General features: G+C 66.8%; 27 protein-coding genes and 1 tRNA gene. 7 read left to right on the plus strand and 21 right to left on the minus strand.

The annotated features are described in order from the left end of the window. The first annotated feature begins 76 nt into the window (after positions 1-76). The gene (locus G370_RS0104105; RefSeq protein WP_019659481.1) at positions 77-751 is read left to right on the plus strand and encodes a class I SAM-dependent methyltransferase; all 675 of its coding nucleotides are present in this window, start codon (positions 77-79) and stop codon (positions 749-751) included. Between the two features lie 3 nt (positions 752-754). On the opposite strand, the gene smqnr is transcribed toward G370_RS0104105, so the two are convergent. Then, on the minus strand, positions 755-1,402 hold the full coding sequence (gene smqnr / locus G370_RS0104110; RefSeq protein WP_019659482.1) for a SmQnr family pentapeptide repeat protein: 648 nt from the start codon (positions 1,400-1,402) through the stop codon (positions 755-757). Between the two features lie 160 nt (positions 1,403-1,562). Between smqnr and G370_RS0104115 the strand changes: the two genes are divergently transcribed. Together G370_RS0104115 and G370_RS0104120 are read left to right on the plus strand one after the other, a co-directional pair. Further along, entirely contained in the window at positions 1,563-2,339 is a 777-nt protein-coding gene (locus tag G370_RS0104115; protein WP_019659483.1) for a DeoR/GlpR family DNA-binding transcription regulator, read from the plus strand. Positions 2,340-2,350: 11 nt separating this feature from the next. Then, entirely contained in the window at positions 2,351-3,484 is a 1,134-nt protein-coding gene (locus G370_RS0104120) for an MFS transporter (RefSeq protein WP_019659484.1), read from the plus strand. A 9-nt stretch (positions 3,485-3,493) separates the two neighbouring features. Here G370_RS0104120 and G370_RS0104125 read toward each other — a convergent pair whose 3' ends face one another. The 5 genes from G370_RS0104125 to G370_RS1000000121570 form a co-directional block, all read right to left on the minus strand. Next, entirely contained in the window at positions 3,494-4,999 is a 1,506-nt protein-coding gene (locus G370_RS0104125; RefSeq protein WP_019659485.1) for a PepSY domain-containing protein, read from the minus strand. 11 nt (positions 5,000-5,010) lie between these two features. Further along, positions 5,011-7,149, minus strand: a complete 2,139-nt coding sequence (locus tag G370_RS0104130; RefSeq protein ID WP_019659486.1) for a TonB-dependent receptor — start codon at positions 7,147-7,149, stop codon at positions 5,011-5,013. Positions 7,150-7,277: 128 nt separating this feature from the next. Further along, positions 7,278-7,673: a DUF2946 family protein gene (locus tag G370_RS0104135; RefSeq protein WP_019659487.1), complete on the minus strand. Its 396-nt coding sequence runs from the start codon at positions 7,671-7,673 to the stop codon at positions 7,278-7,280. Between the two features lie 191 nt (positions 7,674-7,864). Continuing rightward, positions 7,865-8,245, minus strand: a complete 381-nt coding sequence (locus G370_RS0104140; protein WP_019659488.1) for a tautomerase family protein — start codon at positions 8,243-8,245, stop codon at positions 7,865-7,867. 286 nt (positions 8,246-8,531) lie between these two features. After that, a complete protein-coding gene (locus tag G370_RS1000000121570) occupies positions 8,532-8,675 on the minus strand; it encodes a hypothetical protein (RefSeq protein WP_019659489.1) in 144 nt (47 codons plus the stop codon). Between the two features lie 135 nt (positions 8,676-8,810). Between G370_RS1000000121570 and G370_RS0104150 the strand changes: the two genes are divergently transcribed. Together G370_RS0104150 and G370_RS0104155 are read left to right on the plus strand one after the other, a co-directional pair. Next, positions 8,811-9,218, plus strand: coding sequence for a hypothetical protein (locus G370_RS0104150; RefSeq protein WP_019659490.1), 408 nt, complete (start codon positions 8,811-8,813; stop codon positions 9,216-9,218). 52 nt (positions 9,219-9,270) lie between these two features. Then, on the plus strand, positions 9,271-9,834 hold the full coding sequence (locus tag G370_RS0104155; protein ID WP_019659491.1) for a hypothetical protein: 564 nt from the start codon (positions 9,271-9,273) through the stop codon (positions 9,832-9,834). Between the two features lie 85 nt (positions 9,835-9,919). On the opposite strand, the gene G370_RS0104160 is transcribed toward G370_RS0104155, so the two are convergent. The 14 genes from G370_RS0104160 to G370_RS0104225 form a co-directional block, all read right to left on the minus strand. Then, positions 9,920-9,994, minus strand: a tRNA-Val gene (locus G370_RS0104160). Positions 9,995-10,127: 133 nt separating this feature from the next. Beyond that, positions 10,128-10,481, minus strand: a complete 354-nt coding sequence (locus tag G370_RS0104165) for a PilZ domain-containing protein (RefSeq protein WP_005412452.1) — start codon at positions 10,479-10,481, stop codon at positions 10,128-10,130. Then, positions 10,478-11,434 (minus strand): DNA polymerase III subunit delta', encoded by a 957-nt coding sequence (locus G370_RS0104170; RefSeq protein ID WP_019659492.1) that lies wholly within the window; start codon positions 11,432-11,434, stop codon positions 10,478-10,480. Before G370_RS0104170 ends, G370_RS0104165 begins: the two co-directional genes overlap by 4 nt. Beyond that, a complete protein-coding gene (gene tmk / locus G370_RS0104175) occupies positions 11,431-12,096 on the minus strand; it encodes a dTMP kinase (RefSeq protein WP_019659493.1) in 666 nt (221 codons plus the stop codon). Before tmk ends, G370_RS0104170 begins: the two co-directional genes overlap by 4 nt. Beyond that, positions 12,093-13,154, minus strand: coding sequence for an endolytic transglycosylase MltG (gene mltG / locus G370_RS0104180; RefSeq protein WP_019659494.1), 1,062 nt, complete (start codon positions 13,152-13,154; stop codon positions 12,093-12,095). The genes tmk and mltG overlap by 4 nt, the downstream gene beginning before the upstream one ends. Before the next feature lie 210 nt (positions 13,155-13,364). Beyond that, positions 13,365-14,729, minus strand: coding sequence for an aminodeoxychorismate synthase component I (locus G370_RS0104185; RefSeq protein ID WP_019659495.1), 1,365 nt, complete (start codon positions 14,727-14,729; stop codon positions 13,365-13,367). Positions 14,730-14,821: 92 nt separating this feature from the next. Beyond that, the gene (fabF, locus tag G370_RS0104190) at positions 14,822-16,084 is read right to left on the minus strand and encodes a beta-ketoacyl-ACP synthase II (protein ID WP_019659496.1); all 1,263 of its coding nucleotides are present in this window, start codon (positions 16,082-16,084) and stop codon (positions 14,822-14,824) included. A gap of 142 nt (positions 16,085-16,226) precedes the next feature. Continuing rightward, positions 16,227-16,466, minus strand: a complete 240-nt coding sequence (gene acpP / locus G370_RS0104195) for an acyl carrier protein (RefSeq protein ID WP_005415509.1) — start codon at positions 16,464-16,466, stop codon at positions 16,227-16,229. Positions 16,467-16,618: 152 nt separating this feature from the next. Further along, positions 16,619-17,362: a 3-oxoacyl-ACP reductase FabG gene (fabG, locus tag G370_RS0104200; protein ID WP_019659497.1), complete on the minus strand. Its 744-nt coding sequence runs from the start codon at positions 17,360-17,362 to the stop codon at positions 16,619-16,621. Positions 17,363-17,443: 81 nt separating this feature from the next. Continuing rightward, complete coding sequence (gene fabD, locus G370_RS0104205; RefSeq protein ID WP_019659498.1) at positions 17,444-18,388, minus strand: ACP S-malonyltransferase; 945 nt, start codon at positions 18,386-18,388, stop codon at positions 17,444-17,446. A 147-nt stretch (positions 18,389-18,535) separates the two neighbouring features. Further along, positions 18,536-19,318, minus strand: a complete 783-nt coding sequence (locus G370_RS0104210) for a BUD32 family EKC/KEOPS complex subunit (RefSeq protein ID WP_019659499.1) — start codon at positions 19,316-19,318, stop codon at positions 18,536-18,538. Between the two features lie 76 nt (positions 19,319-19,394). Beyond that, positions 19,395-20,372 carry a beta-ketoacyl-ACP synthase III gene (locus G370_RS0104215; protein ID WP_019659500.1) on the minus strand — a complete coding sequence of 326 codons (978 nt, stop codon included), beginning with the start codon at positions 20,370-20,372 and terminating at the stop codon, positions 19,395-19,397. A 91-nt stretch (positions 20,373-20,463) separates the two neighbouring features. Continuing rightward, complete coding sequence (gene rpmF / locus G370_RS0104220) at positions 20,464-20,658, minus strand: 50S ribosomal protein L32 (protein WP_005408308.1); 195 nt, start codon at positions 20,656-20,658, stop codon at positions 20,464-20,466. Positions 20,659-20,765: 107 nt separating this feature from the next. Next, positions 20,766-21,275, minus strand: coding sequence for a YceD family protein (locus G370_RS0104225; protein ID WP_019659501.1), 510 nt, complete (start codon positions 21,273-21,275; stop codon positions 20,766-20,768). A 113-nt stretch (positions 21,276-21,388) separates the two neighbouring features. Here G370_RS0104225 and G370_RS0104230 point away from each other — a divergent pair, with 113 nt between their 5' ends. Beyond that, positions 21,389-21,958, plus strand: a complete 570-nt coding sequence (locus G370_RS0104230; protein ID WP_019659502.1) for a Maf family protein — start codon at positions 21,389-21,391, stop codon at positions 21,956-21,958. 102 nt (positions 21,959-22,060) lie between these two features. Here the strand turns inward: G370_RS0104230 and G370_RS0104235 are convergent, their stop codons facing one another. Then, the gene (locus G370_RS0104235; RefSeq protein ID WP_019659503.1) at positions 22,061-23,896 is read right to left on the minus strand and encodes a glycosyltransferase family 39 protein; all 1,836 of its coding nucleotides are present in this window, start codon (positions 23,894-23,896) and stop codon (positions 22,061-22,063) included. 42 nt (positions 23,897-23,938) lie between these two features. On the opposite strand from G370_RS0104235, the gene G370_RS0104240 reads away from it, so the two are divergent. Then, on the plus strand, positions 23,939-24,892 hold the full coding sequence (locus tag G370_RS0104240) for an AAA family ATPase (RefSeq protein WP_019659504.1): 954 nt from the start codon (positions 23,939-23,941) through the stop codon (positions 24,890-24,892).

Below are 24,892 nucleotides of genomic sequence, written 5' to 3' on the forward strand. Positions count from 1 at the left end.
CAGGCAGGAGCGACCCGCGGCAAAGGCACTTGCATGCCACGGTACAGTGGTATGTCCCTGTTGCAGGAATGCACGCATGTCTTCGTTCTCCGATCCGCAGGCCGTTGCCCGCTATGCCGAGGGCCCGCTGCGCCAGGTGCCGGGCTTCCTCGCGTTGCAGCAGATGAGTCGCCTGCTGCTGGCCGAACACGTTCCTGCGCAGGGCCGCGTGCTGGTGCTGGGCGCCGGTGGCGGGCTGGAGCTGAAGGCATTTGCCGAGGCGCAGCCGGGCTGGCAGCTGCTGGGCGTGGACCCGGCTGCACCGATGCTGGCCCTGGCCGAACAGACACTGGGCCAGCTGATGTCGCGCGTGCAGTTGCTGGAAGGCTACATCGACGATGCCCCCGATCTGCGCTTCGATGGTGCCAGCTGCCTGCTGACCCTGCACTTCCTCGACGCCGCGCAGCGCCTGCACACGCTGCGCGAGCTGCACAGGCGCCTGCAGCCCGGCGCACCGCTGGTGGTGGCGCACCACAGCGTGCCGCAGGATCCGGCCGGCAAGCTGCGCTGGTTGCAGCGCTACGCCGCGTTCGCCGAAGCCTCCGGCGTTGCCCACGCCGATGCACAGCGCGCGATCGACGCCATTGCCGAGCGGCTGCCGCTGCTGGCCCCCGAACAGGAGGTCGCCCTGCTGCAGGAGGCCGGCTTCGACGGCGTGGAGCTGTTCTATGCGGGCTTCAGCTTCAAGGGCTGGGTGGCGTACGCCGGCTGATGCCTACGGCACCACCGTGATGCCGATGCGCTGCATCAACAGCGCCACCTGCTGGACATCCAGCGTGGCGCCACGCAGGTTGGTGCTGCGCAGGTCCAGCTCACCCAGCTCCGAGTTGGTCAGGTCGCAGTCGGTGAAGTTGGCGCTGTTCCAGTCGATGCCCTCGAACTGGCCACCGGACAGGTCCGAGCCGGCAAAGCTGGCGCCGCTGACGTTTGCACCGTCCCAGCGGTTTTCCCACAGTTCGCACTTCTCCAGCGTGACCCGCGAGAAATTGGCATAGCGCAGGTTCGACTTCTTGATGAAGGCGCTGCAGAACCAGCTGCGCGTGGTGATCTGGTTCATGAAGCTGGCGTTGCTGAAATCCGCACCCTGCGCGCGGCACTCGCTGATCTCCAGGCCCAGCGCCTTGATGAAGTTGAAGTGGCACATGCTGATGTCGCAGCTGCGGAAGCTGGCCTCCTTCAATGTGGCGCCATTGAAGCGGCAGCCGCTGCGGCTGTCGGCATCGTAGAAGCTGCAGTTGATGAACTCGGTGGCGGTCAGGTCGGCACCGGAAAAATTGCACTCATGGAACTGCTGGTCGACCACTTTGTGGCCGGTGTATTGGTCCGCGCCGATGCGCAGCTTGCGGTGAACGGTGGGGGACATCAGGGATTCCCTGCCAGGTGCCCCGCCATCATGCCGGGCCGCGAGGGCGATCCATAGACGTGGGCGCGGGCGGATTCACCGGCAGTCCAGCCGCCCTGCGTCCCCCCAACGCAGCATGCACGTTGTTGCACGTTAATGCACGAACGTGCAGACTTGCAGCATGAGCTCCGATCCCAGCCCCCTCCCCGCCCAGCGCACCCGGCAGATCCTGGAGGAACTGCGCCAGCAGGGCCGCGTGGTTGCCGCCGAGCTGGCGCGCCGCTATGCCGTGTCCGAAGATTCGATCCGCCGCGACCTGCGCGAGCTGGCCGCGCAGGGCCTGTGCCAGCGCGTCTACGGTGGCGCCGTACTGCCACCGCCCAAGGAACGCCCGCTGCGCGAGCGGCTGACCCGCGACCGCGGCGACAAGGCCGAGCTGGCCGCCCGCGTCTGCGCGTTGCTGCAACCCGGCCAGGTCGTACTGCTCGACGCTGGTTCAACCAACCTGGTGATCGCCCAGCAGTTGCCGGCCGCCCTCGGCTTGACGGTGATCACCAACGCGCCACAGATCGCCACGGCCGCCAGCCTGCTTGAAGGCACCTCGGTGCAGCTGATCGGCGGGCGCCTGGCCAGCGGTGGCGGCGCGGTCGGCGCCGAAGCACTGGCCCAGGTGCAGCGCCTGCGCGCCGATGTGTACCTGCCCGGCCCCTGCGCGGTGGACGGCGACACCGGCGTGTGGGCAATGGATGCGGAAGAAGCCACGCTGAAGCGCGCGATGGTGGCCTGCAGCAGCCGTGTCATCGTCGCCGCAACGACTGAAAAGCTGGGTGCACGCGGCAACTGGCAGATTGCCAGCCTCGACGAGATCGACGACCTGGTGCTGACCACCACCGCACCGCCCGCATTGGCGGCACGCTTCCGCGCCGCAGGCATCGCGGTACACCCCACTCCCCCCTGACCGTACCGCTCATGTCCGTTGCCAACCGCGCGCGTGCCGAACAGCACGCGACCCGCGCTGCGTTCTTCATTCCCGGCTTCGCCACCGCGCTGTGGGCCACCCTGGTGCCGTTCGCAAAGGCACGCACCGGGATCAACGACGCCACGCTGGGGCTGGTGCTGCTCTGCCTCGGTGCCGGTTCGCTGCTGGCAATGCCGTTGTCCGGCGTGCTGGCCGCGCGCCTCGGCTGCCGCCGGGTGATGGTGGCCAGCAGCCTGCTGATCTGCCTGACCGTGCCCGGCCTGGCACTGGCCGGTTCGGCCTGGACACTCGGGCTGGTCCTGTTCGTGTTCGGCGCCGCCGTGGGCGCGATGGACTGCACGATGAACGTACAGGCCGTCATCGTCGAGCGCGAAGCACGGCGCGTGATGATGTCCGGCTTCCATGCCTTCTTCAGCATCGGTGGCTTCCTCGGCGCGGCCACCATGACCGTGCTGCTGTCCGCACAGCTGCCGCCCTTGGCATCGGTGCTGATCGGCGTCGGCGCCATGCTGCTGGCGTTGCTGCTGTCAGCGGCGTACTGGCACAGCGAACGCATGCCGCACGACACACCGATGCTGGCCCTGCCACACGGCATCGTGCTGTTCATCGGCGTACTGGCGTTCGTTGCGTTCCTCGGCGAAGGTGCGATGCTGGATTGGAGCGCGGTGTTCCTCAGCGATGTGCGTCGCGTCGATGCCAGCCTCGCCGGCGTCGGCTATGTGACCTTCACCCTGACCATGACCATCGCCCGCCTGTTCGGCGATGCACTGGTGGCGCGCGTGGGCCGCCAGCGCGCGATCGTTCTCGGCGCTCTGCTTGCTGCCGCTGGCGTGCTGGTGCTGACCCTGGTCACGCCATGGCAGGCGTCGCTGGCGGGCTATGTGCTGGTCGGCCTTGGCTGCGCCAACATCGCGCCGGCGCTGTTCTCGCTGGCCGGCCACCAGACCCGCATGCCGGGTGCGCTGGCGATCACCGCCGTTTCCACGCTGGGCTTCGCCGGCATCCTTGCCGGACCGGCGCTGATCGGCTTCGCCGCCAACCATTTCGGCCTGATCGCCGCATTCATCGGCGTTGCCACGGCCTTGTTGCTGGTGGCGATGTCCACGCGTTGGCTGCGGGTGTAGCCCAAGGCATCAACGCCGCCTGCGCCGCAGCTTCATCCGCAACCGGCGGCAGCCGATCACCGTGGCCGTTGCACACAACGCAGTGCCCGCAACGCTCAACAGCAGCAGAACAGCCAACCGGGCGGTGTCGAAGCGCAGCATCGCAGGCAGGTCCCAGCTGTGCAGGAAGCAGAACAGCCAACGCCCCACCCGCTCGCGATACCCCATCGTCAGCAATGGATCGCCGGTCGCCAGATCGAGATAGACGCGCGTCGCCTCGGCATCGCCAAAGTCGACCACCGCCACCGGGAAGCGGCGCACCGCTGCGCCGTTCATGGCTTCAGGTGCACGTGGGTAGAAGTACGCATCCGCTGCGTGCTGGACCCAGTACCCCTGCATGGGCGCATCCGACAGCGCCCGCACCTTCTGCTGCAGCCACCCGGCCGGCAGCAACCGCGCAACCTGCAGATGCCCATTGCTGCCGGACACGATACGGGTCTCGCCCTGTCCGTCCAGCAGCACCGCGAACAGCTCGCCACCGATGCGTCGCCACTGGATCTCCACGGGCATAAACCGCTCGGCCTCGACGGCCGTCAGCAGCGCCGTCGGTTCACCCAATGCGCCATCCACCGCCACCGTGCCACCACGATAACGTCCGCCGTCGATCGCCTCGCGCGTGCTGCTCAAGACGCCCAACGGGTTCATCGACATCAGCCCGCTGAAGATCCAGGTGAACACGAACGCTGCAGCCACCAGCCCGATCAGATGGTGCCAGCGCATCCATGGTTCGACGTATGGCGTCTTCGCACCCGAACGGTAGTGACCACGGAAACGCCAGCGCCACACACCGACCACGATGCCGCTGACTGCGGCCACCGTGCACAGCGCGGACAACACGATCACCACCCACGTCCACACCGGGTCCACCGACTGCATGCGCAGGAAGTACAGCCAGTGCAGCCAGGCACCCACATAGTTCCAACGCTGCTGCACATGCGGTGCGTCCAGCACCGCTTCGCCGGTGTGCGAGGACACATACAGGTCACCCGGCTGCGCGCCCCCTACCTCCACCCGGTACAGCGGCCGGTGCGCGTCCAGCGCGCGCGAGTGCGTCCAGCGATCCTCATCCACGCGCATCGCGCCGACGAACGCCTGGCCGCCAGCAAACTGCGCAGCGGATGCTTCGGCGCGCTGTGCCGACACCGGCAGCAGAACCTTGCCGGTGCGCGCAGACCAGGCGCCCACGTTGCCGCCGCTTCGCACCACATACGCTGGCTCGCCGCGCAGCGTCGTCAGTGCCACGGCCTCCGGCTCGGCCTGCACGGCGGCAGGCAGTACAGACAGCCCCTGCAGGTCGCGGGCCTCACCCAGCACCGGCAACGCCGCCAGCCGCTCGCCGGGCGTCAGCTTCGGGTAACCAATGAACAGCATCACCATGCCGCTGACGAACCACAGCAGCATCAGCAGGCATCCGCCGATGCCCAGCCAGCGATGCACCAAGTAGGTCCAGCGCTTGGCGGTGGAACGCAACGTCATCGCCAGCGCCCTCAGAAGCGATGGTCGACGGTGAATTCGACGCGCCGGTCCGCACCCAGCAGCCATTGCGTGCTGGTGTAGTACGCGGTGGCGTAGTACGCCTTGTCGAACACGTTGAACAACCGCGCGGACAGCCGCGTGCGCGGTGCCGCCTGCCAGGTCAGTGCCAGGTCGGTGGTGCTGTAGCCGGGCAGCTCCAGTGTGTTGGCGTTGTCGGCGTAGCGCTTGCCGACGTAACGCACGCCACCCGCCGCACTCCAGTCCGGTGCGAACTGCCAGCTCAGCCTCATACTGGCCAGGCGCTCGGCTACGTTCGGCGGCACGTTGCCATCACGCGATACCAGCACCGCCGGCGAACCCGTGGTTTCCAGGAAGTCCTCGAATTCGGCCTTCAGCACCGTCGCGTTGGCATCCAGCGTCCAGTGCGGCGCGACGTTCCAAGTCAACGACGCTTCAATACCGCGCGAGGTCTGCGCGCCCACCTGCACGCGGCGATCCGGCACCAGCGGATCGCGGCTGAGCAGCCCGGTCTTGCGGATGCAGTACGCCGCCAGCGTCCACTCGCCACCGTCGAAGGCCTGCTTCAGGCCCACCTCGATCTGCCGCCCCTTGGCCAGATCGAATGCTCCATTCGCGGGGCTGATCATCAGCAGCCCGCTGACCGGATCTGCCGCCTGCGAGTACTGCGCATACAGGCTCAGCGTCGGCTGCAGCGCGAATACCGTACCCGCACGCCAGCCGGTGCTGCTGTAGGTTTTCGAGAACGCGTTCTGGCCGCTGATCAGATCGGTGCGATCAATGCGCGCGCGGTCGCGGCGCAGGCCACCCAGCACCGACCAGCGCTCGCTCAGCGCCAGCCGGTCTTCCACGAACAGCGCGTACTGCTCGGCACGGTTGCGGTAGCGCGGCAGGTTCGGCGCGTCGCTGGCGAACTGGCCCGGCACCGGATCGAACGGATCGACCGGGCCCGAGCTGCCGGCATAGGTGTTGTTGGTGTGCTTGAAGTGCGCGCGGTTGGCATCCAGGCCCACCGCGAAGTTGTTCTGCAGGCCACCCGCCGTTCCCTGCACGCGCAGCGTCGAGGTCAGTCCGGTCTGGTCCTGGTTGTGGGTGATCTCGGTATTGCCCGAGCGATCGATCAAGCCGGTAGCGCGGTTGTAGACATAGGCCTCGGCATTGCGCCAATCACGCTGGCTGTCGATCTGGTAGACGCGGGTTCGCCATTCCACGTTCGCGTTCGGTGTCCACAGCGCGTCGAGCTGGGTCCAGCGGTCGCGGAAGCGGATCTCGCTGTCATCGACGTTGTAGTTGCGGTGGCGCAGCGCCTCCAGTTGGCGGCCCTCGACCAGCGGCGTGCCGAAGTAGCGCATGGGTTGCTGGTAGCCCTGCGCATGGGTGAGCGTCAGCTGCAGGTCCGCACGTGGCTGCCACAGCAACGCACCGGAGAATGTCGCGTCGCTGTTGCGCCCACGATCAACCCAGCCACCGCTGTAGTTGCCACTCACATCCAGCCGGTAGGCCAGCTCGGGCGACAGCGCGCCACCGCTGCCGAAGCCCAGGCGCGCGGTGTCCTCGCTGCCCACGGTTACGCTGATCTCGTTTTCGATGGCGCCGCGCGTGGGCTTCTTCGGCACGATGTTGATCACCCCGCCGATCGCACCATCGCCATGGATGACAGAGGCCGAGCCGCGCAGCACTTCGATGCGCTCGATCGACCAGGTATCGAACGGGAAGGTGATGCCCACGCCGCCGTACTGTCGCAGCCCGTCGTACAGCCGCATCACCGAAGCACCGTCGGTGAAGCCGCGGCTGGACAGCGCACTCAGGCCATTGCCCGGATGCGGCATTGCACTGATCGCACCCGCTCGGCTGATCGCATCGTTGAGGTTGCTGTCGCCGCGCTGACCCAGCTGTTCGCGCGAAATTACCGTCAGGCTGGCCGGCGTCTGCAGCACGCTCAGGCCCAATGCAGAGCCGGCGCTGGCGGTGGAGGACAGCTCGCCGCTGCGAGTATCGACCACCCGCACGGTCTCCAGCGTGGTCGGGGGTGCCGCGTCGGCGGCAAGCAGGGGCGCGGCATGCAGGAGCAACGCGCACAGGACAGGCAGCGTCGCCCGGCGCGGGCGCGCGGGGTTGGGGTTCGTTTTCATTTTTTCACGGCATGCAAGGCCACCCCGCAATGGCAGGCAGCAATCAGAAACGGACAGACACGCGCGTGCGGGCACCGGCCGTGGCCGGCAACCTCATGGAAGAACGTTCAGTGCAACGCGCGTGCGGCTCAGACGGCCATCAAGGCCGGCGGCCCACGCGCTCCCAATGTGCCGCTGATCCGTTGCGGCAACGCCTGCACCGCACCGCGCAACGCGCGGCACACCGGTGCCATCTGCGCCAACAGCAGCACGGCCGCCACCAGCAGGGTGATCAGCCGTGCAGCGATCAGGCAGTAATCGCAGTCCACGCCCATTTCATGATCGGCGTGTGGATCGGCAGCGGGCTTCTTTGTAGCCTCGCCGTGCGGCATCGCAATCGCGTGATGGTCGTGGTGCCCTTCCAACGCGTGCTGCGCATGTTCTGCCTGCATTGCGTGGTCCATGGCCGCCACCGGCGCAGCGGCAGCCACGTGACCATGCGCCAGCCAGCGGCTCACCAGCGGGGCAAGCAGCACCAGCAGCATGGCAAGCCATGCCAGGGCCTGGAACCGGCGGTGGAGAACAGAACGGCGCACGTCGCCATTCTACGGGGCCATGGCCAACCTTGGACCCCGTTCAGGGTTTACCCCCTGCGACACGGTGACGCAGGACTGCCCTCCCCCGCGCACGCCCTCCATTCAGTAGATCCACGCCATGCGTGGATGCTTTTCGCCCATCAACTCACGTACTGGGCCACACCATTACCAAACGACCAATTTTCCCGCTTCACTTCCACCAGATTGATGAACACGTCTTCGCGACGGATGCCCACTGCCGCATGCAGGCCATCGGCAATGCCCAGGTACAACGCCTTTTTCTGCTCCAGCGTGCGCCCTTCGTTCCAGGTGATCTGGATGCAGATGAAGTCGTCGGTGCGATCCACGCCCAGGTAGCCGGGGTCGTAGATCAGCGTGCCGGGCGCGTGTTCCTGGAAGATCTGGAAGCGATCATTTTCCGGCACGCCCACCGCGCGCATGGCCTGGTAGATGGTTTCGCCGACGCGTTGCAGGTAGTCGGCGGATTTGCCTTTGCGAAGATCGATGCGGGCGAGCGGCATGGTGGCACTCCAGAGTGGATGGGTACGACGACAGGCTGAGACTACGCCTGCCCGGGGCGGTGGGACAGCACAGGGATGGAACCCTCTGGCTCCACGCGTGGCATGGTCCCGCGTCCGCCGCGCGGGGTGACGCGATTGCCGTGGCGGCGCCGCTCTGGAGTCGTCTCGTGCACGGTCGGCAGGGGCGGCGATGCGCGCCATCAGTGATGGGCCGCACTACTTGCAGGTGTCGGACGACACACAACGGGAAACGTCTGGCCTGCCTAGGGACAGTTGAGAATTTCCCTTACAGACCGATGTGATTGCCCGGCTTGAAGATCGCCATGCCGAGGCAAGACGCCTTGGCCGGGATTGGCGTCTCGAATAAACGAATGAACACCCATCGCTGCGGTTTGCGCCGCAGCAGAGAAAATGTATCGATTGCCTCCATGGCGGCCGGTGCGTGGGGATCGACAGATCCGCCAGGCCTTCTTCTCGATGGGAGTTCGTTTGCCTTGGTACGCCAACCCGCACCGTCCGCCACCTTCACTCCGGAAGGTGGTCCTATGCCAGTGAGGGTTTCGCCATGACCAACCACACCGCCGTCCATTCCCGCCTGCATACCCTGATCGGCGACGTCGCCGCCGATGTGCCCGAAGACCTCGCACGCGAGATCGAGTGCGCACTGAACGAACAGAACCTGCCGGCGCAGTCGGCCACGTTCTTCGCCCGTCTCAATGCGATCAACCATGCCGACGGTGATGACGGACAGCCGTGCAACAGCCTCACTCTCGGTGCCAGCAACCACGCCTCCCTGCGCCGCTCGATGTCTGGGCTCAGCGCAGTACTCGATCTGCTGCAGGCCGCCGACCATGCGCGCAACGAAGGCGGCCCGGACGAACAGTTGGGCGCCTTCCATATCGACGGACTGATCGTGGCCGCACGACAACTGGTGCGCGAGGCGCATCATTGCCTCTCCGGCGGCGACGCCTGACCGGCCCGGATATGCTCCCGCTACAATCGCGCAGGGAGCGCAGGAGACTGCAATGGACGCCGAACACCTGGAATACTTCAAGGCCGCACTGGAAGGCCGCGCAACCGTGGGCTGGAACGTCTGGTTCGCTGCCAACCAGCACGCGCTGGCACAACAGCTGAGCCGCCCTGCACTGCTGCGCCTGAAGTTCAGCACACTGGATGAAGCCGAACGCCTGCTGGCCGAAGCCGGCATCGTGCCCCGCAGCACAGCGGGCAAACGCTACGAAATGTACTGCGCGCAGTTCTCGCCGGACGTGGTGGACGCGAACGGTCGCCCGCTACCGGCCCTCTGGCGCGCAGCGCACGGCGGAGCCATCGGCCTGCTTGCCGATGGCGAGCGTGAGGCCGGCCAGGCGAAGCTGCTCGCGGAGTTCCGCCGCGTCCGCAAGCGCGGGCTGCAGCAGGCCCATGAATGGTTGGCCGATCTGTGCTTTGAGGGCGAGATGGAACTGACCAGCGGCAATGCCGAGGTGGGCCGTAGCCTATTGGCGGTGGTGGTGCAGGCGGGTAGCGGCCATGACCTGCTGGATGCCACGGCGATGATCGCGCGCGAGTTGCTGGAGCGGCACGGCTGAAAGGGCGTGTGCTTCCAGCTGATCTTGCTGGATCGCTGGTAACAAAAAAGCCCCCATTTCTGGAGGCTTCTTTCGTTCTGCAACATGGTGGGCGGTACAGGGATCGAACCTGTGACCCTTGCCGTGTGAAGGCAATGCTCTACCGCTGAGCTAACCGCCCGGTGTGTTGCTGAGCCGCTCATTATAGGGGCTTTTCAGAGGCCGTCAACAGTTTTTCACATTCGTGTTCACGGGTGTCTTCGGGCAACAGGAGCCGAGCATGGCTCGGCTCTACAGGACCGCGCCGCACCGCCTCACATCGTATGGGTCGGCTTATCCGAACCGGTCAGGCCCGCCAGCAGGGTTTCGATCTTGTGGCGCACGCCCTCGCCTTCGGCACCGTCGGCCAGCTGCACGCCGATGCCGGCGGTGCGGTTGCCCTGCGCGCCGGCCGGGGTCACCCAGATCACCTTGCCGGCCACCGGCAGGCGCTCGCTGGAATCGGGCAGGGTCAGCAGCAGGAACACCTCGTCGCCCAGGAAATAGCGCTTGGGTGTGGGCACGAAGATGCCGCCATTCTTCACGAACGGCATGTACGCGCTGTAGAGCGCGGCCTTGTCCTTCACGGCCAGGGACAGGATGCCCTGGCGGGCGTTGCTGGCACTCATCGATTTCCCCTTGCGGCAGGCCGCTCGTTCACCTTGTTCCAGGCCAGCAGCAACTCGACCACCGCAAGGTCTGCACGCACCGTGGTGCGCAGCAGGTCGCGGGTGCGGTTGGCCGCATCGAACCAGGCTGCAAGCTTGTGCAATCGCTCCGGCGTGGTCAAGGCATCGGTGCTGGCCTGGGCCAGCGCCAGGTCGGCGGCAAAGCGTAGGCGCAATGCCGCGTTTTCATCGCCGCACCACTTCTGCGCCAGTTCCACCGCACCGGTCTTGCCGGCGGCCAGCTGTTCCAGATCTCGACCGACTTCGCGGCGCAGGCTCAGGCCGTCTTCGCGCAGCCAGTTGTCGGCCTGGCCGGGATGGCCGCGGGCGGCCTCCAGCGCTTCGCGCGCCGATGCTTCACTGTGGCCCTGCTGCTGCAGCCAGGCCAGTGCATCGTGCTGGGGCGGCAGCTTGAACTCCAGGCGCTGGCAGCGGCTGCGGATGGTCTGTGGCAGGCGTGCCGGGTCGCTGCTGATCAGCCACAGGTAGCGGCCGGGCTGCGGCTCCTCCAGCGTCTTCAGCAGCGCATTGGCCGCCGAGCGGTTGATCGCATCGGCCGGATCGACGATCACCACCTGCGCCACGCCGTACTGCGGGGTCAGCGCCAGCTTGTCGGTGATCTCGCGCACCTGCTCGATGACGATCTCGGTACGCAGCTTGTCGCCGCTCTTGTTCGGAATGAAGCTGACCAGCTGCAGGTCCGGATGGGTGCCGGCGGCGATCAGCTGGCGCGTGCGCGTGGCGTGCGTTGCATCACCCTGCGCCAGCACGTGGTCGGCCAGCGCCAGCGCCACCTCGCGCTTGCCCAGCCCGGCCGGGCCGCAGATCAGCAGGCCATGACCGAGGCGACCGGCGTCGAGCGCGGCCACGGTCTGGTCGAACGCGCGCTGCTGCCACGGCGAAAACGTGCTCATGCGCCCTCCCCGTCCTGCAGCCAACGCTCGATACGTGCGACCACATCGGCGGCCACGCGTTCCTGCACCTGGCCGGCGTCAATCAGCGCGAAGCGCTGCGGGTCCTGCTGTGCGCGGCTGCGGAACACGGCGCGCACGCGCTGGAAGAAATCGTCCTGCTCGCTCTCGATGCGGTCCGGCCACAGGTCACGGCCATTCGCGCGGGCGCGGCCCACCGCCACATCCACATCCAGCAGCAGGGTCAGGCCCGGCAGCAGGCCGACCGCGCGGCGCTCCAGGTCGGCAATCCACTGCGGATCCAGGCCACGGCCGCCGCCCTGGTAGGCGTAGCTGGAATCGGTGAAGCGATCGCTCAGCACGTAGGCACCGCGCTGCAGCGCCGGCCGGATCACCTGGCGCACATGCTGGGCGCGTGCGGCGAACACCAGCAGCAACTCGGCTTCGGCGCTGAGCGGCTCGGCAGCGATCTCGGCATCAGGCTTCAGCACCAGGCCGCGGATGCGCTCGGCCAGTGGCGTACCGCCCGGCTCGCGGGTCAGCACCACCTCGTGGCCGTGGCTGCGCAGGCAGTCACGGATGGCATTGATGGCGGTGGTCTTCCCCGCGCCCTCGCCGCCTTCCAGGCTGACGAAACGCGGGTGACGAAGCAGCGCGGGACTCATTGCGCCGGGATCTCCTGGGTACGTTGCTGGCGCAGCTGCTGCAGGTAGCGGGCTACGGCGGCGTTGTGCTGCTCCAGGCTGGGCGAGAACACGTGCGCGCCGCTGCCGTCGCCCACGGCGACGAAGTACAGCGCGTCACCGGCGGCCGGCTGCGCGGCGGCCATCAGCGCGTCGCGACTGGGCATGGCGATCGGGGTCGGGGTCAGGCCCGCACGGGTATAGGTGTTGTACGGCGTATCGGTGGTCAGGTCGCGGCGGCGGATGTTGCCGTCATACGCAGCACCGATGCCGTAGATCACGGTCGGGTCGGTCTGCAGGCGCATGCCGATCTTCAGGCGGCGCATGAACACGCCGGCGATCTGCGGGCGCTCGCTGGCCAGCGCGGTTTCCTTCTCGATGATCGACGCCAGCGTCAGCAGTTCGTAGGGCGTGTTGATCGGCAGGTCCGGCGCGCGGCTTTCCCAGGCTTCGTCCAGCGCCTTTTCCATTGCGGCGTGGGCGCGCTTGAGCACGTCCAGATCACTGTCGCCGCGCTGGTAGACGTAGGTCTCCGGCAGGAAGCGGCCTTCCGGGTGCTGGCCACCGAAGCCGAGGCGCTGCATCAACGCGGCGTCATCCAGGGTATCGGTGGTGTGCAGCAGCGGCTCGGCGCGCTTGAGTGCAGCACGCAGCTGGCGGATGTTCCAGCCCTCGACAATGGTGACGCGGTGCTGCAACACCTTGCCGGCGCGCATGCGCAGCAACAGCTCGCGCGGGGTCAGCTCGCCACTGAGCGCGTACTCGCCCACCTTCAGCTTGCCGGCCGCATCGAGCTGGCGCGCCAGCAGTTGCCACTGGGTGTCCTGGCCCTCGTCCACGCCGGCATCGCGCAGCTTGCGCAGCACGCTGTTCATGCCATCGCCGCTGGCGATGACCACGCTCTCGGCGGTCGGGGTGATCGGGGCATCGGCGAACCGGGTCTGCTGGTAGAAGAACCACGCGCCCGCGCCGGCCACGACGGCGGCCAGCACCACCACCAGCGTTACCACGAACAGACACCCGCGCTTGGCTCCCGCCATGGACTACCTCTGAACTCGATTCCGTCGTGCAGGATACCGTGCCGGTGGATTGGGGTCATGACCGGAGTCGCGCCTGCGTGCCGACCAACGGTCGGCACCCACCACAACACTGGCACCCACCGGTACGGTAGTGCCGGCCGCTGGCCGGCAATCGCGTGGATCGTGGATGAATGAGGTTGCCGGCCAGCGGCCGGCACTACCGGTGCACGCCTAGCCCTGCTGGCCCAGCGCGCGCAGCAGGCCGCGGGCCTTGGCGCGGGTCTCGTCCAGTTCCTTGTCCGGGTCCGAATCGACCACGATGCCGGCGCCGGTGCGGAAGCTCACCTCCTGGCCGTCCACTTCGGCGGTGCGGATCAGGATGTTCAGGTCCAGGTCGCCATCGCGGTTCAGCCAGCCGAACGCGCCGGTGTAGGCACCACGCGGCACCTGCTCCAGCTCGCTGATGATCTGCATGCAGCGCACCTTGGGGCAGCCGGTGATGGTGCCGCCCGGGAACGTGGCGGCGATCACCTCGCCGGGCGTGACCTCCGGGCGCAGGTGGCCGCTGACGTTGCTGACGATGTGGTGCACATGCGCGTAGCTCTCCACGGTCATCAGCTCATCGACCACCACGGTACCGGGCAGGCAGATACGGCCCAGGTCGTTGCGCTCCAGGTCGATCAGCATCACGTGCTCGGCACGCTCCTTGGGGTGGCCGACCAGTTCCTGGATGCGCGCGGCATCATCGTCGCCCTCGAAGCGCGGACGCGTGCCGGCAATAGGACGCGTCTGCGCGTGGCCGGCATGCACCGACACCAGCCGTTCCGGCGAGGAACTGACCACGTGGCGGCCGTGCGCGCTGAACAACCCGGCGAACGGTGCGGGGTTGGCACGGCGCAGCTGCGCATACAACGCTTGCGGGCTGACCGGCGCGGCGAACTGCGCGCTCCAGCGCCGCGACAGGTTCACCTGGAACACATCGCCGGCACGCAGGTAGTCGATCACCCGGCGCACGCCATCGGTGAAGCGCTGTGGCGCATCCTCGCCGACCGACTGCGGCGGCTGCCAGCCCTGCCCGGCCTCCGGCAATGCCTGCGACGCCAAGGTCATCAGCGCCTCCAGCAGGGTCTGCTCACCGGCTTCGGCGATGACGAAGCTGGCGTCGTTCTGGTGGTCGTGCAGCACCGCGGCCGGGCAGCGCAGCGCCAGCGCGGTCGGGCGGCCGTCCTCGCGCGCGCGCGCCGGCAGCACCGGTTCGATCTGGCTGGCCACTTCGTAGTCCAGCATCAGCGCCCAGCCGCCACGGAACGGCAGGCTGTGGCTGCCGTCGTGCGGCAGACGTTCGTGCTGCCAGGCGCGATCCAGCGCCTGCAGGAACGTGCCGGGCTGCACGGCACCCTGCAAGTCGCGCACCTGGCCATCGGCGTCCAGCCGCAGGCCCTCGCCCTGCGTGGCCAGCAGCAGGCTCCAGCGGCCCTGGGCGGTGCCCGAGGCAGTGGATTCCATCAGCAGCGGGAAGCGCGCCGGGTCATGCTGCTGCAGGGCCAGCAGATCGATCGGGTGCGGCAGCGGGTGGATCAGCGGTGCGTGGGTCATGGCGGCCAGGTCGGGGGTTCAGATGCACGGAAGCCGCCTTGCGGCGGCTCCGTAGAACGCGGCATCGAGCATGGCCCGACGCTACAACTCGGTCAGACGCGCTTGAAGATCAGCGTGCCGTTGGTGCCGCCGAAGCCGAAGCCATTGGACATCACCACGTCGACCTTGGCCTGGCGTGCTTCGTTGGGCACGTAGTCCAGGTCGCAGCCTTCGCCCGGCTGCTGCAGGTTGATGGTCGGCGGAATGACGTTGTCCTGCAGCGCCATCACCGAGAAGATCGCTTCCACGCCGCCAGCAGCGCCCAGCAGGTGGCCGGTCATCGACTTGGTGGAGCTGACCATCATCTTGTAGGCGTGGTCGCCGAAGGCGGTCTTCATGGCCATGGTCTCGCCCAGGTCGCCCAGCGGCGTGGAGGTGCCGTGCGCGTTGAGGTAACCCACCTGTTCCGGGGTCACGCCCGCGTCCTTCATGGCCATGACCATGCAGCGCGCGGCGCCTTCGCCGTTCTCGCTCGGTGCGGTCATGTGGTACGCGTCGGAGCTGGCGCCGAAGCCGGCCAGTTCACAGTAGATCTTTGCGCCACGCGCCTTGGCGTGCTCGTACTCTTCCAGGATCAGGATGCCGGCGCCGTCGCCCAGCACGAAGCCGTCACGGTCCTTGTCCCACGGGCGCGAAGCCTGTTCCGGGGCGTCATTGCGGGTGCTCATGGCCTTCATTGCGCAGAAGCCACCCAGTGCGGTCGGCGAGGAGCCACGTTCGGCACCGCCGACCACCATCACGTCGGCGTCGCCGTACTGGATCATGCGCATCGCGGTACCGATCGAATGGTTCGAGGTCGCGCACGCCGAAACTGCCGAGAACGACGGGCCCTTCAGGCCGGTGATGATGCTCAGCTGGCCCGGCAGCATGTTGATGATGGTCTTGGGCACGTAGAAGGGCGAGATCTTCTTGCCCTCGTGGAACTCGATGGTCTGCTCTTCGATGCCGAGCAGGCCGCCGATGCCGGCGCCGACGATGGCGCCGATGCGCTCGGCATTGGCGTCGGTGATCTCCAGGCCCGAGTCGTGCAGGGCCATGAACGAGGCACCGAGGCCGTAATGGATGAACGGGTCCATCTTCTTGGCATCCTTGCCGCTGACCCGGAATTTGCCGAACAGTTCGTTGTCGGCGGTGATGTCAAAGCCCTTGACCTCACCTGCAATCTTGGTGGTGAACCGATCCAGGTAGGCATCAGAAATGTTGGTCAGCGGACCGATGCCCGAACGACCGTGGGTGATGCCTTCCCAGCTGCTGGCCAGATCATTGCCCAACGGCGAGACGATACCCAGGCCGGTTACGACGACGCGACGCTTCATTGCTGATTCTCCTGACCCGAAGGTTCAATCGGGTAACACGGTTTGCTTCGGTGTGATGCCCAAACACACGGGGCCGCAACTGCGGCCCCATGGGGTGCGGTGCGCGGCGAGCGTGAGCCCGCGCGCGCACTGCCGTCTGACATCAGGCCTTGACGTGGGCCTTGATGTAGTCGATGGCGGCCTGCACGGTGCTGATCTTCTCGGCTTCTTCGTCCGGGATCTCGCACTCGAATTCTTCTTCCAGGGCCATCACCAGCTCGACGGTGTCCAGCGAGTCAGCGCCCAGGTCATCGACGAACGATGCGCTGTTGGTGACTTCTTCTTCCTTGACGCCAAGCTGTTCGACGACGATTTTCTTGACGCGTTCTTCGATGGTGCTCATGGGATCTCGCTCCAGATGGAGTTGTGGTTCAAAAGTGGTCGCCATCAAGGGCGATGGCCGTGGGATAGTGTAGTGGAAACCGGCGCGGCCTTGCATTGCAGCAAAAACCCCCGCAGATCAACCACTTGCGGCGCAATCCCTGCGCCCCTTGCTTACGGCATGTACATGCCGCCGTTCACATGGAGGGTTTCGCCGGTGATGTAACCGGCAGCCGGGCTGGCCAGGAAAGCCACCGCATGGGCGATGTCTTCCGGCGATCCCAGGCGTTCGAGGGCGATGTCGTTGATCAGCGCGGTGCGCGCTTCTTCCGGCAACGCCTTGGTCATGTCGGTGTCGATGAAGCCAGGTGCGACAACATTGACGGTGACGCCGCGCGAACCGATTTCCTTGGCCAGCGACTTGCTGAAGCCGATGATGCCCGCCTTGGCCGCGGCGTAGTTGGCCTGGCCGGCGTTGCCGGTCACGCCCACCACCGATGCGATGTTGATGATGCGGCCCTTGCGTGCCTTCATCATGCCGCGCATCACCGCCTTGCTGGTGCGGAACACGCTGGTCAGGTTGGTGTCGATGATCGACGCCCAGTCCTCGTCCTTCATGCGCATCAGCAGGTTGTCGCGGGTGATGCCGGCATTGTTGACCAGGATCGAGATCGGGCCGAATTCCTTGGCGATGCCATCGAGCACGCTGTCCAGCGCGGCGGCATCGGTGACGTTCAGCGCGCGGCCGTGACCGCCGTGGGCAGCCAGGCGGTCGCCGATCGCGGCAGCGCCGGATTCGGTGGTGGCGGTGCCGATGACGGTGGCGCCCTGGGCGGCCAGCAGATCGGCGATGGCGGCGCCAATGCCACGGCTGGCACCGGTGACCAGTGCGATTTCACCCTGTAGGGGCTTGCTCATGATGTTTTCCTCAGACGGGAGCGGCCGCCGCACCGTGCCGCTTGCAGCGGCCACCGGTACGGCCGGCAGGAACAGGGAAGGTCAGGCCGACCATGCCTCGCGGGCGGCTTCGAAGTCGCCCGGCGTGGCCAGCGGACGGCCGTCGATGGCCTTGTCGATGCGCTTGACCAGGCCGGTCAGCACCTTGCCTGGGCCGCACTCGGCGATCTGGGTGATGCCGCGGGCGGCCAGCGCCTGCACGCAACCGGTCCACTGCACCGGCTGGTACAGCTGCTGGACCAGCGCGGTGCGGATGGCGTCCACGCCGTCGTGCACCTGGGCATCGACGTTCTGCACCACCGGCAGCTGCGGCGCCTGCCAGGACAGGCCGGCCATCACTTCGGCCAGGCGGTTGGCGGCTTCGCGCATGAGCGGGGTGTGCGAGGGCACGCTGACAGCCAGCTTGACCGCCTTGCGCACGCCCTTCTCGGCCAGCAGCGCCAGTGCACGGTCGACCGCATCGGCGTCGCCACCGATCACGATCTGGCCCGGCGAATTGAAGTTGGCCGGCACCACCACCTGGCTGCCTGCGGCTTCGGCGCAGACGTCCAGCACCAGCTGGTCTTCGGCACCGAGCACGGCGGCCATGGCCCCGACACCGGCCGGTGCCGCTTCCTGCATCAGCTGGCCACGCAGGCGCACCAGGTGCGCACCGTCATGCAGGCTCAGCGCGCCGGCGGCGACCAGGGCGGTGTACTCGCCCAGACTGTGGCCGGACAGCACCGACGGGCGCGGACCGCCCACGGCGTTCCAGGCGCGCCACACGCCGATGCTGGCGGCCAGCAGGGCCGGCTGGGTGTATTCGGTACGGTTGAGCATTTCCTCCGGGCCGCCCTGGGACAACGCCCACAGGTCGACACCGGCACCATCGGATGCCTCGGTGAAGGCTTCACGCACCTGCGGGTGCAGTTCGGCCAGCTCGGCCAGCATGCCCACAGACTGCGAGCCCTGGCCGGGGAAGACAAAAGCGAGGGTGGATACGGTCACGCGGTCATCCGCTTGTTGCAATCGAAGCGGGCCATGATAAGGGGGAATCCGCTGTGTCGTCTGTACGTGCGCGTATGCAGGCGTATGGAGCAATGACAGGGTCAGATCCCTTTTCCACCGGAAATGGGATCTGACCCCGGCCGACGATCAGCAGAACAGCTGCAGGACGTCCAGATCGCCGTCGGCGAGGAAATCCACGCACAGCCCCACCAGCATCAGCACGCCCGCAGTACTGGCGCCATGGGTGATGAAAATGGAATGGGCCAGCGCGCGCGCTGAACGGCCCAGCTTCATGCAGACCCGGGCCAGGCTGCGCAGGCGGCCACTGACCGCATGCACGTGCTCGCGCACCGGTGCCTGGGCACCGCCCATCGCCTCGGCCATCATCGCCTGCAGGTGCTCGGGGCGGTCGGCATAGTACTTGGCCACGCCATAGCCGAACATCAGCCAGTCGCGGGCCTGGGCTTCGGACAGGTCCATCACTTCCAGTGGATCTTCCTCGAAGTCGATGAAACCGACCTTGTCGCCATCCCAGGTGAGGTTGCGCGGCAACGGCTGGCCGAAATAGGCGCCGCGCGCATGCGCTTCGGCAATGGCCTGCATCGCCGCCATGACCAGCCGATCACGACCGGCCTCGTCGGCCTGGCGCAGGCAGGTATTGAACGAGCTGCCGTTGTCGCCGATTACGAGCGCGGCATGGCCGGTGCCCAGCACGTCAGGCACGTTCACACCTTGCGCCTGCAGTTCTGCAAGGCGGCGGGCCTCGGTTTCGCGTGCGGCGTCGCCGCCACGGTGCGGAGGAGGACGAAGGGCATCGAGGTGGAAACGACGGGCAACAAAATTGAGCAGGCCAAGGGCCAGCGCCCGGCTTCCCTTGCCGTACTGCTTCAGCCAGGCACGTTGCCCTTCGATGACGATGGGCTCAACCATGACAGGTCCTCCTTAAACGCGTTACGGCCCCGGAGGGCCGCAACGACAAAGCTTCACATTGTCGTAACTTGCACTATCAATAGCGCAACAGAGCCGAACCCCACGTGAAGCCACCACCGAAGGCCTCCAGCAGCAGCAGCTGGCCGCGCTCGACCTTGCCCGAACGCACGGCGGCGTCGAGCGCCAGCGGCACCGAGCCGGACGAGGTATTGCCATGCTTGTCGACAGTCACCACCACCTGGTCCATCGACATCTCCAGGCGCTTGGCGGTGGCTTCGATGATGCGCAGGTTGGCCTGGTGCGGAATCAGCCAATCCAGGTCGGACTTGTCCAGGCCGTTGGCGGCCAGGGTCTCGTCCACGACCGAGTCCAGCGCCTTGACGGCGTACTTGAACACGTCGTTGCCCTTCATGTTGATGGTGCCGCCACCGTTGGCGCCGTCCTTGAAACCGCTCGAGACGCCGACCGGGTTCCACAGCAGTTCCTTCTTGCTGCCGTCTGCATGCAGGTGGGTGCTGAGGATGCCGGTCTCTTCGTCGGCCTTGAGCACGACGGCGCCAGCGCCATCGCCGAACAGTACGCAGGTGGTGCGATCGTTCCAGTCGACCATGCGGGTCAGCGTTTCGGTGCCGATCACCAGCACGTGCTTGCAGTCACCGGAACGGATGAATTTATCGGCCACGCCCAGCGCGAACACGAAGCCCGAGCAGGCTGCGTTGACGTCGAAGGCGGGGCACCCGGCCACACCGAGCTTGGCCTGGATCAGGCACGCGGTGGACGGGAAAATAAGGTCAGGCGTGGTCGTACCGACCACGATCATGTCGAGCTGCGAAGCGTCGATGCCTGCGGCTTCCAGCGCGCGCAGGGCGGCGTTGTAGCCAAGGTCGCTGGTGGTTTCGCCTTCGGCCGCGATGTGCCGTTCACGAATGCCGGTGCGCGACTGGATCCACTCGTCCGAGGTTTCGACCATTTTTTCCAGGTCGGCGTTGGTCAGGACTTTTTCCGGCAAATAGCTGCCGGTGCCCGCGATCCTCGAGTAGATCCGCTTGCTCATCATGTTTCCTGTTGCGCGGGCCGCCGATCACCGGCACGCCCGGGAAAGAAGGCAAAGGCCGCTGCCCGGAGGCAGCGGCCTTCCCGGCACATCAATCTTCTTCGACGGCCGAGGTCTTGGTCTGGATGACCTTCTTGCCGCGGTAGAAACCATCGGCAGTGATGTGGTGACGCAGATGCACTTCGCCGGTGGTCGGGTCGGTCGACAGCTGCTTGGCGCTCAGGGCGTCATGCGAACGGCGCTGGCCGCGGCGGGACGGGGTAACACGGGATTTCTGGACAGCCATGGGATTGCTCCAAACTCGGTTCGTTTTGCTTCGTCGTTTCGTCGCACAGGACGCCAGCGCCCAGCACACTTTTCGCTTTCGCCGCAGCCGCCGACGACAACCGGCTGCTATTGTTTCTTCAATGCCGCCAACGCCGCAAACGGGTTGGCCTTCTTTGTTTCTTCTTCGCTCGGCGCCCAGTCCTTGTCGACTGCTTCACCGTCGGGCGACAGCGGTACCACCGGCACCGCCAGCACCAGCTCGTCCTCGACCAGATCCAGCGGCTTCAGCTGGCCATCTTCCGGCACCAGCAACGCCTCGTATTCCTCCGGCAGGGACGATTCCTCGTCCTCGTCGCGGATCAGGCCAAGCCTCTGGGTCACCTTCACCGGCAACAGGAATCGCTGCATGCTGCGCTGACAGGTCAGCGGCAACGCGGTGTCGATGGTCAGTTCCACATAGGATACCCGCAAGACGTCGTCGCGACCGAATTCAAGCGAGTAGACGCACTCGCCGTCGGTATCTGCGACCAACCCCTGCAGGCGGGTCAATTCAGCCAGGGAGACCTGACCGTCGAAGCGCCTTCGCGCTACAACCATCCGCCAGGCATCCAGCGTTTCGGGCACGTTCGCGGACATAAGCCGCTGAATACTAAGGATCGGAGCGGCGGCTGTCAAATGCCCGCCATACAGGACTTGCCGCTGGCGCTGCAGACGGGCCAGACTGCTTCGCCCTGCCCCGGTATTGTCGCATGTCACTGGTCCTGGCCTCCACGTCCCGCTACCGCCGTGAACTGCTGCAGCGGCTGGGCCTGCCCTTCGACTGCGCGCGCCCTGAGGTGGATGAAACCCCGTTGAACAACGAAGCGCCATTGGCCCTGGCCACCCGCCTGGCCGCCACCAAGGCGGTCGAGGTGGCGTGCCGGCATCCCGGCGCGTGGGTGATCGGCTCGGACCAGGTCGCGGACCTGAACGGCCAGCCACTGGGCAAACCGGGTACGGTCGAGGCCGCCTGCGCACAGCTGGCGGCGATGTCCGGGCAGACCGTGCACTTCCATACCGCCGTCTGCCTCAGCCGTGATGGAGCATCATTCACGGCCACCGATCTGACCGAGGTCCGCTTCCGCGCACTGGAACCGGACGAGATCGCCCGCTACGTGGCCACCGAACAGCCGCTGGACTGCGCCGGCAGCTTCAAATGCGAGGGCCTGGGCATCAGCCTGTTCGACGCCATCGACAACCGCGACCCGACCGCGCTGATCGGCCTGCCGCTGATCACGCTATGCGGATTGCTGCGCAGGGCAGGTTTCGCGGTGCCGTGAACGGTAGAGCCGAGCCCATGCCCGGCTGTTTTTTTTGAGGCTGCCTGCCATCTGAAGCAGAAGCAGCGGAGCATCGGCTCGGCTCTACAGGACCAGCGGACCTCAACGGACCTCGAACGCTTGCTCCTGCCATTGCTCCACGCTGCCGTCGCGCCCGTGCAGGCGCAGGCCCAGCCAATGCCTGCCCGGCGCGAGCGTGGCGGTATCCAGCGAGGCATCAAAGCCCACCGCCGGATGCTGCGGATCGGTACTGTCCGGCCAGGTGTGGCGCACGTCGAACACACGCCCGTAGCGGGCATCACCGATGGAGCGGCCATCGACCAGCACTTCAACCCGCGCCAGGCCGACGCCATCCTTGAACGCCCAGCCCTTGATCGCGAGCGTGCCGGACACCTTCTCGCCGTTGGACGGCGCATCCAGCCACGCCATCGCCGGCGTCACGCACGGCCCTTGCGCGCGCTGCACCGGCAGGCGGAACAACAGGAAGCGCTGGAATCCGTGATCACTGCTGACCACGCGTGGCGCAGGCAGCGGCCCCACCTGATCGCAGATGGCGTGATAGCGCGCCAGCAGTTCGCGATAGCGCTGGTCGCTGGGTGACAGCACCAGCAGCATCGGCGCCGTGCGCTCGCCCTCATGCAGCAGGCCCCACTGTGCCAGCTGTGCGGTGCGGCCATGCTTGTCATTGAGCGGATGCGGCAGCACCTCGATGTTGCCATTGCCCAGCTGGAAACCCAGTTCAGCGCCGACCTTGAAGTTGCCGGCCAGCACGCGTGTCCCTTGCGGCATCTGCCGCAACTCCTCGCGCACCGCTACCGCCAGGGGTTGCCAGCCGGCGAAATTGCGCGGGTAGTACTTGCTGCCGGCCATCTGCTCGCGCAGTGCCGGCGTGGAGGCCATCAGGTAGTAGCCGAAGGCCAGCACCATGCCCGCACCGGCCAACCACCAGCCGGTGCGGCGCAGCCAGCGCGGCCAGCCGTTGAGCACCACCGGCACCGCCACCAGCAGTGCGAGGTAACCCGGCAGCGGCCAGTGGAAACTGATCCGCTCGACGTCAGTAAAGAAGCCGAGCACGAAAATGCCCAGCGTGGATACGCCGCCCACCAGGCCGAAATAGCGCCACTGCACGCGCGCGCCGCCACCGCTCCGGGTTCCTGCCAGCGCCACCTTCCACATCGCCATGCACAGGATCGGCGTCACCAGCATCGGCTGGATCACCAGGAACCACAGCCCGCCCCATTCGAAGGCCCAGGGATGACGCTCGACCACCTGGAATTTCAGCCCGGCATCGTGGTTGTCCGCATTCCACGCCAGCAGTGGCAGCCACGCCAGCACGCCCACCGCCAACGCGACCCATACGCGCGGATCGGCCAGCATGCGCCGCCCCTGCGGCAATGCCAGCAGCGCAATGAAACCCACGCCGATGACACCGATGAAGCGGTAATGGCTGAGCGCACCGATCAACAGGCCCAGCGCCAGCTTCATCGCCGAGGAGGCATCCACGTTGTGCAGCAGGCGCGCGCCGGCATGCAGGCAGATCACCGCCGCCAGTGCCATCGGCACGTCCGGCACCGCCAGCAGGCCCAGCGTCGCCGACAACGGCATCAACAGCGTGAGGCTGCCCGCCTGCCAACCGGCCACGTTGCCGAACCAGCGCGTGGCCGTGCGCACCACCAGCAGCGGCAGCAGCGCACCGATGGCCAGGAATGGCAGGCGCAACGCGAGCACGTGATGGCCACCGATCTCAACGCCCAGCCGGGCCAGCCACGCGGTCAGCCCGGGCAGGTCCGAATAGGCTGCGGCCAGATGCTGGCCTTCCTGCCAATAGAACGCTTCGTCGACGAACAGCGGCAGGCGCGCGGCAACGATCAGCTTGGCCGCTGTGACCAGCGTCCATAACCAGAGAAATATCGTCCGTGCGCGCTGTTCGCCTTGCATTGCTCTATGGATAATCGAGTGGATTCCAGATCTGAGACGATCATGCCAGCCTCGTCCCCCAATCCCAGCATGCTAACCGATCAATTGCGTCAGGCCCTGCGGGAGGCACAGGATCAGGTCAACGCACTGGTGCTGGGCAAGGTGCCGGAAGTCAGGCTGGCCTTCGTCGCATTGCTGTCCGGCGGCCACCTGCTGATCGAAGACCTGCCCGGCCTGGGCAAGACCACGCTGGCGCATGCGCTGGCCAGCAGCCTGGGCCTCAGTTTCCAGCGCGTGCAGTTCACCTCAGACCTGTTGCCCGCCGATGTGCTGGGCGTGTCGGTGTATGAAGCCGGCAGCCGCCAGTTCCAGTTCCACCCAGGCCCGGTATTCACCCACGTACTGCTGGCCGACGAGATCAATCGCGCCCCCCCGCGCACGCAGAGCGCGTTGCTGGAAGCCATGGCCGAGCAGCAGGTCACCCTGGACGGGCAGACGCACCCGCTGCCGGACCCCTTCTTCGTCATCGCCACACAGAACCCGGTGGACCTGTCAGGCACCTTCCCGCTGCCGGATTCACAGCTGGATCGCTTCCTGCTGCGGCTGGCGATGGGCTATCCCAGCGCCCAGGCCGAGCGCGAGCTGCTGCGTGGCAGCGACCGCCGCGACCTGATCGCGCGGGCCGTGCCGAAGCTGGATGACACCCAGGTGCGCACGTTGCGCGACGCGGTGAACCAGGTGCATGCCAGCGACGCGCTGATCGACTATGTGCAGGCCCTGCTGACCCGCAGCCGCCAGCACGCAGGCGTGCGCGTCGGCCTGTCGCCGCGTGCCGGCCTGGCGCTGCTGCGTGCAGCCAGAGCACATGCACTGCTGCTGGGTCGCGCGCATGTGGTGCCGGAGGACGTGCAGACGCTGTTCGTCGCCGTGGCCGGCCACCGGTTGGTGGCGGAAGCCGAATCCAGTTCGGGGCCGGCATTGGCACGCGCGATCCTGCAGACCGTCGCGGTGGATTGA

This window comes from Stenotrophomonas hibiscicola ATCC 19867, assembly GCF_000382065.1.
In the GTDB taxonomy this organism is placed as follows: domain Bacteria; phylum Pseudomonadota; class Gammaproteobacteria; order Xanthomonadales; family Xanthomonadaceae; genus Stenotrophomonas; species Stenotrophomonas hibiscicola.

What these genes read in the sequence shown, in the direction of transcription:
- G370_RS0104105 (WP_019659481.1), top strand. Translation starts at nt 77, where the DNA reads ATGTCTTCGTTCTCCGATCCGCAGGCCGTTGCCCGCTATGCCGAGGGC.
- smqnr (WP_019659482.1), bottom strand. Translation starts at nt 1,402, where the DNA reads ATGTCCCCCACCGTTCACCGCAAGCTGCGCATCGGCGCGGACCAATAC.
- G370_RS0104115 (WP_019659483.1), top strand. Translation starts at nt 1,563, where the DNA reads ATGAGCTCCGATCCCAGCCCCCTCCCCGCCCAGCGCACCCGGCAGATC.
- G370_RS0104120 (WP_019659484.1), top strand. Translation starts at nt 2,351, where the DNA reads ATGTCCGTTGCCAACCGCGCGCGTGCCGAACAGCACGCGACCCGCGCT.
- G370_RS0104125 (WP_019659485.1), bottom strand. Translation starts at nt 4,999, where the DNA reads ATGACGTTGCGTTCCACCGCCAAGCGCTGGACCTACTTGGTGCATCGC.
- G370_RS0104130 (WP_019659486.1), bottom strand. Translation starts at nt 7,149, where the DNA reads ATGAAAACGAACCCCAACCCCGCGCGCCCGCGCCGGGCGACGCTGCCT.
- G370_RS0104135 (WP_019659487.1), bottom strand. Translation starts at nt 7,673, where the DNA reads ATGCTGCTGGTGCTGCTTGCCCCGCTGGTGAGCCGCTGGCTGGCGCAT.
- G370_RS0104140 (WP_019659488.1), bottom strand. Translation starts at nt 8,245, where the DNA reads ATGCCGCTCGCCCGCATCGATCTTCGCAAAGGCAAATCCGCCGACTAC.
- G370_RS1000000121570 (WP_019659489.1), bottom strand. Translation starts at nt 8,675, where the DNA reads ATGGAGGCAATCGATACATTTTCTCTGCTGCGGCGCAAACCGCAGCGA.
- G370_RS0104150 (WP_019659490.1), top strand. Translation starts at nt 8,811, where the DNA reads ATGACCAACCACACCGCCGTCCATTCCCGCCTGCATACCCTGATCGGC.
- G370_RS0104155 (WP_019659491.1), top strand. Translation starts at nt 9,271, where the DNA reads ATGGACGCCGAACACCTGGAATACTTCAAGGCCGCACTGGAAGGCCGC.
- G370_RS0104165 (WP_005412452.1), bottom strand. Translation starts at nt 10,481, where the DNA reads ATGAGTGCCAGCAACGCCCGCCAGGGCATCCTGTCCCTGGCCGTGAAG.
- G370_RS0104170 (WP_019659492.1), bottom strand. Translation starts at nt 11,434, where the DNA reads ATGAGCACGTTTTCGCCGTGGCAGCAGCGCGCGTTCGACCAGACCGTG.
- tmk (WP_019659493.1), bottom strand. Translation starts at nt 12,096, where the DNA reads ATGAGTCCCGCGCTGCTTCGTCACCCGCGTTTCGTCAGCCTGGAAGGC.
- mltG (WP_019659494.1), bottom strand. Translation starts at nt 13,154, where the DNA reads ATGGCGGGAGCCAAGCGCGGGTGTCTGTTCGTGGTAACGCTGGTGGTG.
- G370_RS0104185 (WP_019659495.1), bottom strand. Translation starts at nt 14,729, where the DNA reads ATGACCCACGCACCGCTGATCCACCCGCTGCCGCACCCGATCGATCTG.
- fabF (WP_019659496.1), bottom strand. Translation starts at nt 16,084, where the DNA reads ATGAAGCGTCGCGTCGTCGTAACCGGCCTGGGTATCGTCTCGCCGTTG.
- acpP (WP_005415509.1), bottom strand. Translation starts at nt 16,466, where the DNA reads ATGAGCACCATCGAAGAACGCGTCAAGAAAATCGTCGTCGAACAGCTT.
- fabG (WP_019659497.1), bottom strand. Translation starts at nt 17,362, where the DNA reads ATGAGCAAGCCCCTACAGGGTGAAATCGCACTGGTCACCGGTGCCAGC.
- G370_RS0104210 (WP_019659499.1), bottom strand. Translation starts at nt 19,318, where the DNA reads ATGGTTGAGCCCATCGTCATCGAAGGGCAACGTGCCTGGCTGAAGCAG.
- G370_RS0104215 (WP_019659500.1), bottom strand. Translation starts at nt 20,372, where the DNA reads ATGAGCAAGCGGATCTACTCGAGGATCGCGGGCACCGGCAGCTATTTG.
- rpmF (WP_005408308.1), bottom strand. Translation starts at nt 20,658, where the DNA reads ATGGCTGTCCAGAAATCCCGTGTTACCCCGTCCCGCCGCGGCCAGCGC.
- G370_RS0104225 (WP_019659501.1), bottom strand. Translation starts at nt 21,275, where the DNA reads ATGTCCGCGAACGTGCCCGAAACGCTGGATGCCTGGCGGATGGTTGTA.
- G370_RS0104230 (WP_019659502.1), top strand. Translation starts at nt 21,389, where the DNA reads ATGTCACTGGTCCTGGCCTCCACGTCCCGCTACCGCCGTGAACTGCTG.
- G370_RS0104235 (WP_019659503.1), bottom strand. Translation starts at nt 23,896, where the DNA reads ATGCAAGGCGAACAGCGCGCACGGACGATATTTCTCTGGTTATGGACG.
- G370_RS0104240 (WP_019659504.1), top strand. Translation starts at nt 23,939, where the DNA reads ATGCCAGCCTCGTCCCCCAATCCCAGCATGCTAACCGATCAATTGCGT.